General features: G+C 31.4%; 9 protein-coding genes. 5 read left to right on the forward strand and 4 right to left on the reverse strand.

Features of this window, described 5'->3' with window-relative positions; genetic code table 11:
• Positions 1-251: 251 nt before the first annotated feature.
• The 3 genes from GKZ86_RS23825 to GKZ86_RS23835 are packed head-to-tail and all read right to left on the reverse strand — an operon-like array spanning position 252 to position 3,856.
• On the reverse strand, positions 252-1,424 hold the full coding sequence (locus tag GKZ86_RS23825; protein ID WP_154785528.1) for a response regulator: 1,173 nt from the start codon (positions 1,422-1,424) through the stop codon (positions 252-254).
• Between the two features lie 16 nt (positions 1,425-1,440).
• Entirely contained in the window at positions 1,441-2,607 is a 1,167-nt protein-coding gene (locus GKZ86_RS23830; protein ID WP_154785529.1) for a glycosyltransferase, read from the reverse strand.
• Between the two features lie 10 nt (positions 2,608-2,617).
• Positions 2,618-3,856, reverse strand: a complete 1,239-nt coding sequence (locus GKZ86_RS23835) for a sugar isomerase (RefSeq protein WP_317173650.1) — start codon at positions 3,854-3,856, stop codon at positions 2,618-2,620.
• 463 nt (positions 3,857-4,319) lie between these two features.
• Here GKZ86_RS23835 and GKZ86_RS23840 point away from each other — a divergent pair, with 463 nt between their 5' ends.
• The 4 genes from GKZ86_RS23840 (at position 4,320) to GKZ86_RS23855 (ending at position 12,818) form a co-directional block, all read left to right on the forward strand.
• Positions 4,320-7,412, forward strand: coding sequence for a hypothetical protein (locus GKZ86_RS23840; RefSeq protein WP_154785530.1), 3,093 nt, complete (start codon positions 4,320-4,322; stop codon positions 7,410-7,412).
• Positions 7,412-8,641, forward strand: a complete 1,230-nt coding sequence (locus GKZ86_RS23845; protein ID WP_154785531.1) for a hypothetical protein — start codon at positions 7,412-7,414, stop codon at positions 8,639-8,641. The genes GKZ86_RS23840 and GKZ86_RS23845 overlap by 1 nt, the downstream gene beginning before the upstream one ends.
• Entirely contained in the window at positions 8,628-10,181 is a 1,554-nt protein-coding gene (locus GKZ86_RS23850; RefSeq protein WP_154785532.1) for a cellulase family glycosylhydrolase, read from the forward strand. Before GKZ86_RS23845 ends, GKZ86_RS23850 begins: the two co-directional genes overlap by 14 nt.
• Before the next feature lie 558 nt (positions 10,182-10,739).
• On the forward strand, positions 10,740-12,818 hold the full coding sequence (locus GKZ86_RS23855) for a hypothetical protein (RefSeq protein ID WP_154785533.1): 2,079 nt from the start codon (positions 10,740-10,742) through the stop codon (positions 12,816-12,818).
• A gap of 49 nt (positions 12,819-12,867) precedes the next feature.
• Here the strand turns inward: GKZ86_RS23855 and GKZ86_RS23860 are convergent, their stop codons facing one another.
• Positions 12,868-13,563 (reverse strand): LytTR family DNA-binding domain-containing protein, encoded by a 696-nt coding sequence (locus tag GKZ86_RS23860; protein WP_154785534.1) that lies wholly within the window; start codon positions 13,561-13,563, stop codon positions 12,868-12,870.
• A gap of 1,470 nt (positions 13,564-15,033) precedes the next feature.
• Between GKZ86_RS23860 and GKZ86_RS23865 the strand changes: the two genes are divergently transcribed.
• A partial coding sequence (locus tag GKZ86_RS23865; RefSeq protein WP_230328258.1) for a DUF11 domain-containing protein occupies positions 15,034-16,913 on the forward strand: 1,880 nt, incomplete at its 3' end.

Consider the following 16,913-nt stretch of genomic DNA (forward strand, 5'->3'; position numbering starts at 1 on the left):
ATGGTATTATTATTATTATTATTATTATTATTATTATTATTATTATTATTATTATTATTATTATTATTATTATTGGTAGTTAAAACATATATTATCATACTTTACATTCTCCTATTATATGTCAGAGATATTAAAAAACAAATAGAGTCAAAATAATCTTTAACCGTTTGTCATAAAAGTATTTATTTAATAAAAAAGCGAAAAGCAAGTTATGGTTTTAACTTGCTCTATACTTTATTGGTTGTAGTTTTTTACCTGTAATGAATTGCGATTTGGCTAATTTGGCCAATAATTTTTATGGAATCTTTAAATGACAATTTCGAACCATCCATGTGAATCCATCTGTTTAAGGGTTTTTCTAAAATTAACTCTTGAGTCTTTGTAGAGCCATATATTTTTTTCATTCGCATAAAAATCTCTACATCAAAAACCCATTTTGTTATGAATTTTTCATTAAAGGTTTTTTCTATAATTTCTTTTGTCATTATTTTGGCGCCACATTGTGTATCGTTAATTTCCATTCCAAGAATTTTTCTGATGATATAATTTATGGTTTTGCTAATGATAGCTCTTGCTGATTGTTTGGTAATATCAGCTCCCATTCTTGAAATTCTGGAGCCAAAAACCAATTTGTATTTAGAGTTATAAATTGTATCTGCCAAATCTTGAAAATCATCGAAATTGGTAGATAAATCGGCGTCTAAAAAACCGATGTAATCAAATTGATTTTGCTTGGCCAAGTGTAACATTCCCAGACGGACAGCTTCTGCTTTTCCACCATTTTTTTCACAATCATACACGCTAATATATTCTTCTTTTCCTTTTGTTAATTCATGCAATACAGCTAGTGTATTGTCTTTACTTCCATCGTTTACAAAACACAAATGGTATCCTAAATTTTTATGTACAAAAGACTTAAATTCATCACTAGACAAACGAGTTTCCTCGTTATAACACGGAATAACAACTCCAATACACTTGTTTTGGATATATTGCTCTTTCGAATTGGGTTTTTCCGTAACACTTTTTTCGATAGTAGAGCCTATTAATCTTTTTACTCTTGCGCCAATTTCGCTTAAGCTCAAAGGTTTTTTCATGTAATCATCAATTCCCAAATCAAAACCTTTTATAATGACTTCTTCATCAGTATTACCAGATAAAACCATTACAGGTGTATTGTCTTTTTTGATTTGTTTAATATGCTTGACTACTTCCAGACCAGACGCATGCTCATTTATAGATTCTGTATTAGAAAGATTTGACATATTAATGTCAACAATAACTAAATTTGGTTTTTCACTGTCATATCTAGCAATAGCATCCATTATATTGTCTGCACTTATAACTTCATATCCTAAACCACTTAACAATTTTTCTAAAGACAACAGAACCAATTGCTGATCATCTACTATTAGTATTTTCATAATATTACATTTAAGTTTATTGTATTGATTTAAAACATTCTATATACATCATTATAATTTTGTCCATTGATAGGTCGCTTGCGGCCTGAAAATTAGCAATTGCTAATTCTTTTCGATAGGTATCGTTTGAAATAATTTTGTCAATCGCTATAGCTAAAGAATCGGCACTTTCCGGATTAAAAAATTCTCCTTTATACCCTTCATCTTTAATTAGCAAGGCCAAATCGCCCAAATCAGGCATGATAACTGCTTTGCCGTAGCTTCCTGCTTGATGCAAAACTCCAGAACTGCCAGTCGTAGATGTATAAGGAAATACGACAATTGTACTATCAGTAAAAATTCGTTCTACATCATTTTCTTCAACATATCCGGTAAAAATAATTCCCTCAACGTTTTTGTATTTTTCTTGTACTGCATCTAAATATCCAGGTGTGTTTGGACTATCTGTTCCAGCAATTACAACTTCTAATTTTTCTGGATTTGTTTTTCTAACAATTTCGACTGCATCAATTAAAATTTCCACTTTTTTGTAGGTTCCAAATTTCCCAAAAGCCATAATTTGTTTAGGGCCAGATTTAATTTCAAAATTAGGATTTTTGACTGATTCGAATGTCCCATGAGGGATTAGCATTACATTTTGGGTATGGTATTTAGCATTTAAAACATCTACATATTTATGAATAGTTACAGCAACTTTATTGGCTTTCAAAATGCATCTGGTAATGTTAGTTCCAATAAAATTATAGATCTTCTGCATGAATTTACTCTGTGTGAATCCTGCTTTTTCTAGATCAACTTGTTCTAAGATATTGTGTAATAAAACCACTGTTTTGTATCCAAAAAATCTCAAAATCATGGGTAACAATAATCCTAAGGCAGAAGGTATTTTTTTGTCTCCAAATTTTACAAACTGAAGATTAAACAAAATCACATCTGGTTGTTCTTCTCGAACTGCATTAAGAACAGAAAAAATAGTGATGTAACTGTTAAATCTCCAACATTCTTTTACTTTTACCTTTTCTTTTTGGTCAAAGTCTAATTGTTTAGCTTCAGATGTTTTATCGGATAATAAAATTAATTCGGATACTTCTGAGTTTTGAACAAAGTTTTTTACCAAATGATAACCATATTCATTCAGTGTAACTTTACTTGGCGGAAATGCAGTGACTACAGCTACTTTCATATTTAAAATGTTACTTTTTATTGTTATTAAAAAAGAAAAAAAACAATTGAAATAATAATAATAGCACCATTGCGATGATTTGCATAACAACAACCTGTTCGAGTGAATTATGATAGAGGACTATTAGAATTATTTGTGCAAGTCCCAGAAAGGCTGATATTATGACAGGTATATATTTATTTATAGAAAGAAAATAGTAAGCAAAAATATTTGCGATAGCAAAAATTGAAGTTGCCAATGCATATTTCCACAATAAGAAAGCAATGGGCAGGTATTTCTCGCCAAACATTAATCGCACTACTATTTCGGGAAATAAGAGTGCACTTAAAACAATTATTGTAGACAAGAAAACAATATATAAAACATATTTTAATAGAATTGGAAGTGTATCTGCTCCTTGTTTTTTTAACTGTATTACTTTAGGCAAAAGAAGCATTACAAACATCCAAGCGACAAAATATACTACCCGACCTATTAATGCTAAAGAAGCATATAAGCCCGCTTTTTCATTATCAAAATAATGTTTAACCAACATAATATCACTATTGTTAATGATGATTTGCGTTAATTCATAGAAGGCTGTTAGAGCGAAAAATGTAATAATGGATTTTGTATCTAAATTGTCACTTGGTGTTTGGTTGTTTTTGGTGTTAATTATTTTTTGAAAAGGAATCAAACCAAAGGCAAAAGAAATTAAAATTCCTAGTGCGATGATAATAGAAGATTGAATTTGAGGTAAAAGACATAGTAACAAAAGCGTCAAAATCAAACGACATAACATTTCAAAATAGTAGGTTTTTGACAAATTTCTCAGATCATTTTTTCCCTGATATAAACCCCTATTAATGCTCATTATAAAATACATTGGAAGTCCAAAACCAAACAAAACGAACATTAGTGACGTTTTGGTTTTAAAAATTTCTTGCAATTGATGACCGAAAACCACAACTGTAAATCCCAGTATTGCACCGAAAAGCAGTGCATACTTAAAAATAAATTTAAAAAAAATATGCAATTGATTTCCTTCCAGCAAAACTGCATATTTAGCAGTAGTAACCTGAAATGTCATTCCAACAAAAGACAATACTAAAAGTAAAGTTATTAAAATCGCAGCGTCAGCAAACTGAGAAGGACCAAGTATTCTTCCTAATAGCAAATTGTACAAATAATTTCCTGCATTTACAAATAAAATTGTAAGCATAAAAAAATTTTCCGCAGTGATCTTTTTATAAGTATTTTTAATATTCAATTCAAGTGTGTAGTATTAAAAAAATAGTATGATGAAATTTTAAAAAGCTTATTCTTATAAACAAATATAAGAAAAATAAGAAAACTTTAACAAAAATAAAAAGGAATTTATCAGATAAATTCCTTTTCGGCAACAATTAACTAAACCAACATATTTATTATGAATTGTAATTTTTGAAATTAAACAGTAATTTTAACCAGCGACTTGACAAAATATTTAAACACACAATGTTTTTTTAGAAAATTACATCACTACGAATAGTATCATTACATCATTCTGGTAATAATTATTTTTAGAATATTATTCTGATGTAAAATTAGTGCTCTTGTATGACTTTTTTTTGATATTTTAGATGTTTGGTACTGTTTCTTTCGATGAAAGGACATTTTGTACAGTTATATTGTTTTCGTCTATAAAACGATATCGCTATATTTACAAAAACAATAATCTAAAATAATAGCGGTTGAAAGAGACTTCTAATAAATATTTGATAGTAGCCTTACTTTTTGGATTGACTTTCCATGGCAGCGCTATTTTTTTTACCTTAGAAAGTACTTACGATGCTTTAATTCACATGTTTTTCGGAAATCATTATGCCCACAGTTGGTTTGAACCGTGGAACTATAGTTGGTATACGGGTTTTAATGTGATGAGTTATCCTCCATTAGTGCACCAAACCATTGGGTTACTTTCTTTAATTGGGGGTTTGAAATTTGGTATGTTTACTGTGGCCATTGTTGGAATTATTTTATTCATTACAGGAGCTTTTAGATTTTCACTTTTAATAACTGGAAATCGAACCGTAGCAGGCTATTCTGCTATCCTGGCGGTTATTTCTTCTTCTTTTGTAGAAACATTGCATATTTTTGGACAGCTCCCGAGTATTATTGGAATTTCTGTTTTAATGCATGCACTTCCAGAGATTTATCTTTTTATCAAAACAGGAAAAAAGAAATATTACTTCACATCTTTGTCTTTGATGGCCGTAACTGTTTGTTCGCATCATGTTACACCTTTATTTGGAATGGTGTTTTTTGTTTCGCCTTTAATTGGTATGATAGTAATGGATAGCGCTCGCGATAAGGTTAATTCATTCAAGGAAATCACATTCAAAATATTCTACAAAACATTTCTATCATTATTAAAACGGATTATTCTTTTCTGTGCTAGCGTCGTTTTTCTGCTAGTATTTTGCATACTGCCTTATTGGATTAATTCTAAAGCCAATCCCATTACTCAGGTTCCTATTCCTCATGGGAGTCGCGATAATTTTATAGAAGTAACCTCTTCAGGGTTGATGTTCTTCTTAATACCTTGGGGAATATTACTTTTTATATTGCCTTATATATTTTATAGATATTACAGCAAAAGGTATATTTTTTTCGGATTATCTTTAACCTTGCTAACTGTTTTAGGGACAGGTGGCACAACTCCAATTCCCTTCTCAATTTTAGGAAAAAATGCTTTTAATATCCTAACCTTGGATCGCTTTACACTTTGGGCTTCTATAATGAGTTTACCCATTTTTGGTGAATTTGTGTACCGATTAGTTGAAGGTGACTTAAGAACCGCTTTGCAAGTGAAATTTGGTAGTGTTTATAGGAGGATCGTAGGCGGATTATTTGCTGGTTGCTTTTTGTTTTTTGCAGTTTTTACTATGACGTTAGGGTATTTTAGACCCTTGCAACCGCAAAAAATTAACTTTTTACCAATTGTCAATTTCTTAAATCAGGATCAGCATGATCATTGGAGGTTTCTACCATTAGGTTTCGGTGATCAGATGGCCTACTTATCGACACAAACAAAGGCAATGACGGTTGATGGAAATTACCATTCGGCAAGAAGATTACCAGAATTGACTTCTCGTGCGGTAGAAAGGCTGGAAAACTCCAAATTTCGAGGACTTGAAGGTATTGGTTCCTTGCAGCAATTTCTAACGGTTCCTGAAAAATACAATTTGAAATATGTTTTTTCTAACGATAAATTCTACGATCCAATTCTCTATTTCTGCGGTTGGCATCGATTATCACAATTAGAAAATGGTATAATGGTGTGGGAAAAACTAAATGTGCAGCCCTTGTCTAAAATTCTCCCAAAAGATGAAGTACCGATCTATTTGAAATTAATGTGGGGAATTATTCCGCTGTTGACCATTCTTCTGGCTTTTATACTTAATGTTCAGATTATTTGGTTGCAGGCCTTAAAAATAAAGCCTTTAGAGAAAGCTTCTTTCAATAAGTATGGAATTGTTTATGCTAATTTCCCAAGAGCGATGATAAAATTTCTACACATTTGGACAGGAATTTTACTGCTAATTATAAGCTTTGGAGTATATCTCATTTACATCAAAAATGCTACTCAGATTAGTCCTGAAAATGTTGTAAAAGCATATTATGATGCTCTAGATTTTAAGTTTTTTGATAAAGCGCACTCATATATTGTTCCTGATAAAGAATACTCGGTCGCGCAATTTATGCTGGAAATTTCTGTTTCTGATGGCATTCTTAATTCTTACGCGAAGCTAGACGCTATCGAAACTAAAATTGTTCAGCAAAGTAAAGATAAAGCCACAATCATTGCAACCACCAAATGGGTTACACCATTAGAATTAATTGAAAAAAAGTACACACATAACGTTCAGAAAATAAAAGGGAAATGGTTTATTATTCCAGATAAAAAAGACACCGATATTCCTCCGGACGAATTTATTTCAGAGAATATTAATTCGTATTACAAGCAAGGTAGACGAAAGATAACTACCCAGCAGACCTATCATGAAGATGTACTGCGCCAACCAGATTTAGAGATTATATCGGCAAGTTTGGTAAAAATTGAGAGTCAATATATTGTGATTGGTGAAGTTCAAAATATAGATAATGTCCCTGCAGATGTGGTCTTGAAAGCTACTTTATATGACAGAAATGATAAATCGATTGCCGTATTCAACGCGAAGTATACTATTAAACATAAGTTGATGCCAAAAGAAGTCACGAGTTTTAAGGTGAATTTTGAAGATATTGCGTGGTTAAAGCCAACTGATGTAAAGCCGACAACTTTTAACCCCGATGAATTTACAATAAAAGAATTGAAAAATATTCCCACCACATTTGATATTCAAAGTGCAGGAAATGTAGCGACCACCGACTTGTATAATTCGGTTGCTATTTCAGATTTAGTGATAGATAACAACCAGATCAAAGGTACTTTATTCAATTATGGAATTCAAGAAGTAACCATTCCAGAGCTCTTAATTTCGTATTACAATGATAAAAAAGAATTGGTTTATGTTGATCACCAGTTTATAAAAGAGGGCGTTCGCATTCAGCGTAAGCAATATTTTACCTATAATTTGCCTACAGATTTGAATCCTGTGATTATAAAATCTTCAACAGAAAATTGTTTTGTAAATGGTTTAAAATCAGAAGCTCTTGCTCGTGCGGTAATTCCGGTACGAAACAGTAAACAAGAAAGTGCACAAATGCAAAGGGTTAAAGGACATAAAGGGTATTCGTTTATTAAAATTGAAATTAATAATTACATTGGAAATCCTAGATAATGAAGAATAAAATCTATATATTTTGTTTTTGTTTGTTTACTATATTATTGGTATCAGTTACTTTATTGCCTAAAAAACAAACGGGCGCTATTGTACTAATTACCCAACAAAAGACTTTTATAGCAGGTGCCAAAATAGCTTTAGATTTTACGGTAAATTCGTCAAATCAAACGAAGTTATTTTTAATTCATTCTTTAGGAAAAACACTTTTGGAGGGTACCATAAAAAATGATAAATTAACTTTTATCCTTCCTAAAGTTTATGCTAAAAAATCGGGTCGAATTGATTGGTTTTTGGTTGTAAACGGAGAAAATAAACTACAGGGAAACTTTGAAATTTTGCCCAACAACGACACTAAAACGGATATCGAAAATTATTTAGGCCCACCAAGTACGTTGGTAGGAGATGATCATTTTGTAATGTACGTTACCATTCCGACAGATGGCTTTGATAATCCGAAACCTGAAAATACTCCCGTAATTTTTAGAAGTCAGTTTTTAAATGCTATTACGGCTCAAACGGTAAAAACGAAAGATCTTATTGCTTGGAAAATAGTTAATGCCCCTACAAAATCTGGAATAGTTTTGGTTTCTGCCCAATGCAATGCTACAATTACTAAAGAATTTGACGCTGTAATTTTTCCTGGAATCGCTACAAATTTCATAATTTCATTTGCCAGAAATCATCAATTTGCCGATGGAAATCAAATTACGACCTTAAAAACGACTGTTATTAAAGACAAGTTTGGTAATGTTGTAAGCGACGGAACTATGGTTTTCTTTGTGATTACTACTGCTAATAATATGATTTTGAAATCATTTGGAACAACAATAAACGGAGTTGCAACCGCTCAGATTTTACATCCTGATCACCAAGATGTTTATACTGCAAAAGCGTATGTAGCGGGAATAGCAGAAAGTAATTCTATAGCAATCAACTACAAACCGATAAATCCGAAAATTGAATTTGAATTTTCAAAAGATAATCGCGCTATAATAGTTGGTCCCTTGCGTAGTTTTATGAATCAGTTAGTTCCTGACGGAATTAAAGTGACTCTGAAAGTGTATCATCATAATCAACTCGTAGCAACTTTGCAAGAAGATAGCGTAAAGGGCAATACTGTTTTTACTATTTCATCTGAATATTATAAAGAAAAAAAATATTCATTTGAAATTTCAACCTTAGGAAGTATTCAAAAAGTAGAAGAAAAAAATTATGATAGTAATTAACAATAAAAATAATTATCGGGCAATTTTAATAGTTTCATTTATTGCAATTAATATTTTGGTATTATTTGCAATTAGTGAAATTTTGGGCTACTTAAATTCGGGAGCAGATAGAAGTTCGATGCTGCATTTAGAAAAAGTGACCTCAAATACATATTTACCAAAAGTAACGTGGGAAACCTCAAAAAATCAAGGTAGACGGATGGAAAATCAAACCATCCAGAAAATTGAGAAACATTATTTGTTTTCTTATGTAATAAAAAATAATGCTCTCAAAAACAATGTTAATGATGGAATTGACGATTATTTTACAGAAAGTCCGAGAAAGCAATTACAGCAAATTATAGCCTATAATAAGGTCAAAAAAATTTCGATCCAGAGTACAACAATAGAACATCATGCGTCCTTAGATTTTTATAGCGAAGACGGGCAACAAGTCGTTTTTACCGATAAAAATGTAGTTGAATTTCAAAATATTTATCAAGATAACAAGCTTATAACTTCTGTTCAGGATACTGCAAATTATAAGGTTTTAATGTTGCTAGAGGATGGTTTTTGGCGTATTCGACACTATGTTCGGATGCAAAAAGAAAAGAGTTTGGTTGCTGTAGAATTGAATAAAAAAATATACACGGTAAAAGAAAATGAAATTTTAAAAAATGGTGTTCCCTATATCATAAAAGGTATTAATTATTATCCTAAAAATTCTCCTTGGGATATGTTTGGAAATAAATTTAATAGAGATACGATAGCCGGTGATTTTGAAATTATTACTAAAGCAAAACTCAATACGATTAGGATTTTTGTTCCTTATGAAGAATTTGGTAAAGCAGAGATTCTGCAAGATAAATTAGATAAGCTAAAAATAGTTTTAGACTTGGCAGAAGAAAAAAAACTAGCTGTAATCGTCACATTGTTCGATTTTTATGGAGATTATGTTCCAGAAAGCTGGACTTTAACGCATCGTCATGCAGAGAAAATCGTGGCTACTTTTAAGCACTGCGAAAGTATTATTGCTTGGGATATTAAAAACGAACCTGATTTAGATTTTGAATCGCGCGGGGAACAAAATGTAAAGCCGTGGTTGGAACAAATGATTACAACAGTCAAAAAATTCGATCCTAATCATTTGGTCACTATTGGATATTCTAATATTGCATCGGGAGAGATACTAAAAGATAAAGTAGATTTTGTTTCGTATCATTATTATGAAGATATTTCGCTTTTTGAAGACAAACTTGCTGTTTTAGAAAAAACAACCAAGAAGCCTTTGGTAATGGAAGAATTTGGGCTTTCATCGAATCGCGGACTTTGGAGTTGGTTTGGCAATTCAAAAGAAGATCAGGCCGATTATCATAAAAAAATGCAATCCATATTTAAAAATAAACAACTTTCATTTGTGTCCTGGACTTTATATGATTTTCCGAAAATTCCAGATAAAGTTGCTGGAAAATGGCCGTGGATAAAAAACAAACAAAAACAGTTTGGATTCATCGATTCAGAAGGAAAAAACAAACCTTCTTTTTTGTATATAAATTATTGATTTTAATTTTTAAATAAAAAGAATTAAGTCTTTGTGTTTGCCAGAGAATTAATTTTTAATATAGTACTTCATTAGAATTACATTGCCTTTACTGATTTTAATTTTAAAAAAAAACGTATAGCTTTTGGGGCAAAAAAGGCGATCATGTTTTTGGTACTTAGCAGGTCTTTTTTGAATTTGCAGGCAATTTCAAAATTGATTTTAAATACAAAAGTCCAACAATAAACGGCAATGTAATTCTGGAAGTAACTGCAATAGTGGCATAATATTGGTGTAAACAGGATAATTGCAGTGACAAAAATGAAATAAAAAAGTATTTTAGTTTGTCATCTTTCAGACAGCTCTTAAAATTCTTTCTTTTCTTGATAGTATTACATACTCAGAAAATTTCATCTGTTATTTATAATTAATATTTATTTTTTTGTTTCTTAATTCTGATACGAATCTAAGTTGCTTATAAGATTTTTTTTTATTTTTTCGATGATCGGCAGTTTACTGTAGACGGATAATCAATGTTTATGCTTAACTTGCAGTTAATTACAAATTAGATGTTAAAAAATGAACATTAAAAAGGAAATAGTCTTAGTATTTTGCTTTCTCCTTGGATTATCAATCCAAGCGCAAGATATGCAAGAGGGTTTTACCAATTTAGAGAAAGGAGAATTTGCTCAAGCCGAAAATTTTTTCAGCAAAATTTTAAAGACATATCCAGATAATAAAACGGCAAAGCTATGTTATGGGAGAGCTGTTGGTTTAAATTCAAGTCCTGAAAAAGCTACAGTGATTTTTTCTGAACTACTAAAAACGTATCCAGATGATTTTGAAATCCAGCTGAATTATGCTGAATGCATGTTATGGAATAAAAATTTTTCTGAGGCAAAACCTTATTACTTTGGTCTGATAGCAAAGCATCCCGAAAGTTTTCCGGCTTTACTGGGATATGCAAATACTTTGTCTAATTTAAAAGAATATAAGGAGTCTTTAGTATATGTAAATAAAGCTTTGGCAGTTTCTGTTAAAAATCCAAATGCCTTGGTTTCTAAGAAATACATACGCATGGGATACGCCAATCAATTGGTACAACAACAAGATTATAATACTGCACTTACTGTATTAGATGAAAATTTTGAGGATTTTCCGAAAGACAAGGAAACGCTAATGAATAAAGCTAATATTTATTTAATGACTAAAGATAAAAAAAATGCAACCAAGACATATCAAGAATTAGCAGTAACTAAAAAGGATAGTTTGTTTTCTTTGAACGGATTATCATTGGTTGCGCATATAGCCGAAAGAGATAGCGAAGCTTTATCTATAGCCAAAAAAGCATTAAAAAAGAGCCAACTTATTGAGGACGTAAAATTGCAAAATGAAACAAAAGGGCGCTATGTTCAGGCATTAATTTGGAATAAAAAGTACAAGGAAGCAGCAGCAAAAATTAAGGAATACCAAATTAGCAATCCCAATGAAAATTGGGTATTAGCGCTTTCTGCAACTTTAGGAATGTATCGCAGTGATTTTAAAGAAAGCATTACTGACTACCAAAATATATTGGTCAACGATGCAAAATCATTCGATGGAAACTTAGGAATATCGAATGCTTACTTTGCGGATGGGGAACCATTAAAAGCTTATCAAGCAGTAGATACTACCTTGAAAATATTTGAAAACCAAAAAGATGCTGTCGGATTTCTAAAAAAATTAAATGAAAATTTCGCACCAAGTGTAGAGGAGATATTAAGTTATTCATTTGATAATGGAAATAATGAAGCCTACGCCACTAATACAGTTTTGAATTTTCCAATATCGACGAAATGGTCCTTTTTAGGGACGTATCAATACAGAAAAACCGAAAATACAGTCACTAAAAATTCCGCAATATCTAATGACTTCAAGTTAGGTACAAAGTGGCAATTTCATCCCAAAATAAATTTTAATGTTTTAGTAGGTTCAAGTAATGCACGATCTTTCGTTAGTAATTATAGTCAATTATTAGTAGATGCATTTTTCAAAATAAAGCCCTTAAAATTGCAGGATTTAGAAGTGGGGTATAAGCGAGATATTCAGAACTTCAATGCGGATTTGGTAAGTCGAGAGATAACTGCTGATAATTTTTATTTCAATTATAATATTGGTACAAACTTCAAATTAGGATGGTTTACGCAATATTTTTATAGCACGCAAAGTGATAGTAACCAGCGAAACTTATTATTTACCTCATTATATTATAACTTTTTATCAAAACCAATTTTGAAAGCTGGCTTTAATTATCAATTTATTGCCTTTCAAAAACAAGTTCCAACAATTTATTTTAGTCCAAGTAAATTTAATGCTTATGAGATTTTTATTGATTTTTTGAAAGATGAAAAATCGGCTCAAAACAATACTATTTTTTACACACTAAGTGCTGCAACAGGATTTCAATATATTGAAAATGATAGGAAGCAATCGACTTATCGGGTGCAAGCTAAATTTGGCTATAAATTTTCAGATCGTTTTTTGGCGAATTTTTATGGTGTTAAAAGTAATATTGCGTCTGCTACTGCTGCAGGGTTTCAATATACAGAAGTAGGTTTGCGTCTTAGATGGATGTTGGCATCTAAACCAGTATTCAAAGTCAAGAAAAAGGAGGAATAACAACTTTTTCAACTTAATAATAAAGAAGTTGCATTGTCTTTTATAAAAGCTATAATAAATTGAGTCGTTTCATTAAATCAGGTCTGTTGGCGCGACTTACAGGAATGACATCTTTGCCAATTAAGACACTATTGTCTTCAATGTCAATAATTTTTTTTGTATTGATAATAAAGGAACGATGCACTTTCAAAAACAAATCTTTAGGTAATTTGTCTTCTATTTTTTTAAGGGTGGAGTGAACCACATAGTTTTTATTTTCTGTTTTGATATGAATATAATCTCCTTTAGCTTCTATAATATTGACCAAAGCAAATTCAATTTTGATCAGACGGCGATCAATATTGATGTAAAATTCGTTTGCATTATCTTCGTTTGCACCTTTATTTGCAATTGTTGTTGTAGTATTCGCTTTTTGAATTGCTTTTTGAAAGCGATCTTCGGTAATTGGTTTTACTAAATAATCTACAATACACTCGTATTCAAAAGCTTCGATAGCAAAATTTTTATCAGAAGTTATCAGTATAATTTTGGGTGGACTTTTAATTGTTTTAATAAAATCAAAACCTGTAAAATCAGGCATGTGGATGTCTAGAAAAATTAAATCGACATTATTTTCATTTAAATACTTTATGGCATGAATAGCATTTGAGAATTCTTTTAACAAGTTTAATTGAGATGTATTTTCAATCATTTTTTTTATTATGGATCTTGCCATTTCTTCGTCATCAATAATAATGCAATTCATAGTTTAAGAATATATTATAATTATATTACAAGTCTATTGTATTTCCTAAAAGTAACCTAAAGTTCATATTGTCGGGTAGTACTATTTCTTTTTTTAATTTTCTTCTTATTTCTTAGCAAGATATGAACTTTTTGCAAGACTTAATATGGGAATTTTAGATTTTAATTTTTAAATGATTCTAAAAAAGTTTTTTTGAATAGTTTAAAGTAAAAGTTTAATTAATCTTTCTATTATTTTAAAGTGTTTTGCAGTTTTTTGTTGGTTTTTTTGAAATTATTATTTTTAAGATTTTGTTAATATATAAGTATTGATTTCGAGATTACTGATAGTTCGGATATTTTTAAATCTTTGAACCCAAAAATATTTTTGCGACAATATCTAATCTAAGATTAATCTATAGTGAATTTAGAATATTTTAAACGATTTCCCTACTAAATTAAGTTGTAAATTACTTATTACGATAGAAGTGGCAAGAAGTTTTTGTTGTTTTAAAGCGGATTTGTATTGATGAAATGTAATTTAAAATTTTTTGAGATGCAATATTTGAAAGCTTAAGATATTTTGCTTATCTATATTTTAATATTATTTCATTTGCTGTAATTCGATCTGAATTCAAGCTCAATTCCTTTGCAGATGAAGTTCGATATTCTTTAATTTTTTGTTCAACGTCAGTAGTCTAGAAACCGTTTGTCGATATTTTTTGGTGATTTGCCGTAACTTGTTAATGACCTAACGAAAATGTGTAATCGTCTAAAAAAATAGATGATAATTTTGGTATTAGATAATAGATTTAACTCATCGATATGTGTTCAGAATATTTATTATAAAAGTATTTCAAATTGATCAGTACAAATAACTTTTTTAAAAAATAGTATACCTTATTTATTAAATTATTTTAAAGTTTTTAATTGCAAAATGCCAAAAGTTTAATCTCATTGTTTCTGTAGGTAAAAGTTTAGTATTTATTTGCAACCAATAATATGAAGCAAATAATTTCGCACAAGTGGCTAAATTTTCACTATAAGTTTTAATATTTTTTTTCATAACATTAAATATTATATAGTATATAGTATTTATTTAGAATTTCAACTTAATAATCCTTGTGGTTATTGATGTCAGTGGATGATTAAAAAAAAACTCTTTTTTTTTAAAAAATTAGCAAGATTTTACTTTTTATTTGTAAGTTTATAATGTTGTTTTAAGTTTTTTTTTGTCGGATTTTTTTCTCGTATTTTAATTTAATATCCAATTTTTAATTAAAATTTCTATAGTATGAATAATTTTACACTCATTAATTCTGTAATTAAAAGTTTATTATCGATTTTCTATTTTCTATTTAGCAAAGTACTATTGATTTTGAATAAGTTATTAAAGTTTAATTCTTTTTCTTTTTTTATAAATGTTTTTTTTCTTTTTAATATATCATCTTCAATATATGCTCAAGCTACTATTGTAACAAATCCTTCAAATTTGCAGATAAATACTGCTTTAAATGGGCCTGGAATAGTTATCGTTGGTGGAACATTGTCGGGAGCTGCAGCTGCTGCAACTTTACGTGCAAATCAAGTTGCTACCTTTTCGAATGGGGTTGGTGGTGCTGGTTTGGATATAGCGAGTGGTGTGTATTTTACTACAGGGAGTGCGCCTTTCGAATTAGCAAATAGAAATACAGCTATTCAAAAAAGTTTTAACCCAGCTGGAGCTACTACAGTATCAGATCCCAACTTATCTATAATTGATCCTACTGCAACCCGTGACTTAGTATCGTATTCTTTTACAATAACTTTAGCACCAAATGTTTCAGGGCTACTTTTTAGTTATCAATTTGGTTCAGAGGAGTATCCAGATTATGTGGGGTCTAATTTTGATGATGCTTTTGGTTTTTTTGTTTCTGGTCCAGGTATTTCTGGAGTTCAGAATTTCGCAACATTACCAAATGGTAATGCCACATCAATAAATAAGGTGAATGCTGGTATTCCTGGATTCGGCTCACCCGCAACGCCTGTAGCTGCATACGATGGTTCTCAATCTTCTTTGTATATTAATAATGGTCATACTACAACTATTACTGGAGGTAAATACAACCAGAATACTGCACCTCAGCCGGGGCCTTTTCCGATTTTTACGGAACATAATGGTTTAACAAGATTGATAAAAAAAACTATTAAGGGCTTAACTCCTGGTGGCACTTATACTTTTAAAATTGTAATTGCTGATTCTGGTGATGCATTGTTGGATTCGGGTGTTTTTTTAAATATTATAGAAGGAATCATTTCTGCAGATCTCTCCATTTCTAAAACTGTAAATAACCCAACTCCAAACGTGGGAAGTAATGTTGTCTTTACACTTACAGCGGGCAATACCGGTCCCGGGAATGCACCAAACACCAAAGTTACTGATTTGTTGCCATCTGGCTATACTTTAGTGTCGGCTACTCCGAGTGTTGGGACCTACAATTCAACTACAGGAGTTTGGGACATTGGTTTATTAAATATAGGCTCTTCTCCAACTTTACAAATTACTGCTACGGTAAATGCTGTAGGTTCCTATTTAAATAGTGCCTCTATTGATTCTCCTGATATTGCAGATCCTACACCAGGCAATAATACTTCTAGTGTTACCCCAACCCCGGTTGCGCAGTCTAATGTCGGTATAACCAAAACCGCAAGTAGCGCTACGCCTAATGTTGGCAGTAATGTTACTTTTACTTTAACAGCAACTAATGCAGGTCCAAGCAACGCCACAGGAGTGAGTGTAACAGATATTTTACCTTCCGGCTATACTTTTGTAAGTGCCAGCACAGCTTCAGGAACCTATACAAGTGGAACGGGAATCTGGGCGATTGGTGCTTTAGCCAATGGAGCGAATGCTACCTTGTCTATCATTGCCACAGTCAATGCCTCAGGAACGTATACCAACAGTGCGAGTATCGCTGCCAATGAAGCAGATCCTACACCAGGCAATAATACTTCTAGTGTTACCCCAACCCCGGTTGCGCAGTCTAATGTCGGTATAACCAAAACCGCAAGTAGCGCTACGCCTAATGTTGGCAGTAATGTTACTTTTACTTTAACAGCAACTAATGCAGGTCCAAGCAACGCCACAGGAGTGAGTGTAACAGATATTTTACCTTCCGGCTATACTTTTGTAAGTGCCAGCACAGCTTCAGGAACCTATACAAGTGGAACGGGAATCTGGGCGATTGGTGCTTTAGCCAATGGAGCGAATGCTACCTTGTCTATCATTGCCACAGTCAATGCCTCAGGAACGTATACCAACAGTGCGAGTATCGCTGCCAATGAAGCAGATCCTACACCAGGCAATAATACTTCTAGTGTTACCCCAACCCC

This window comes from Flavobacterium sp. LC2016-13, assembly GCF_009707955.1.
In the GTDB taxonomy this organism is placed as follows: domain Bacteria; phylum Bacteroidota; class Bacteroidia; order Flavobacteriales; family Flavobacteriaceae; genus Flavobacterium.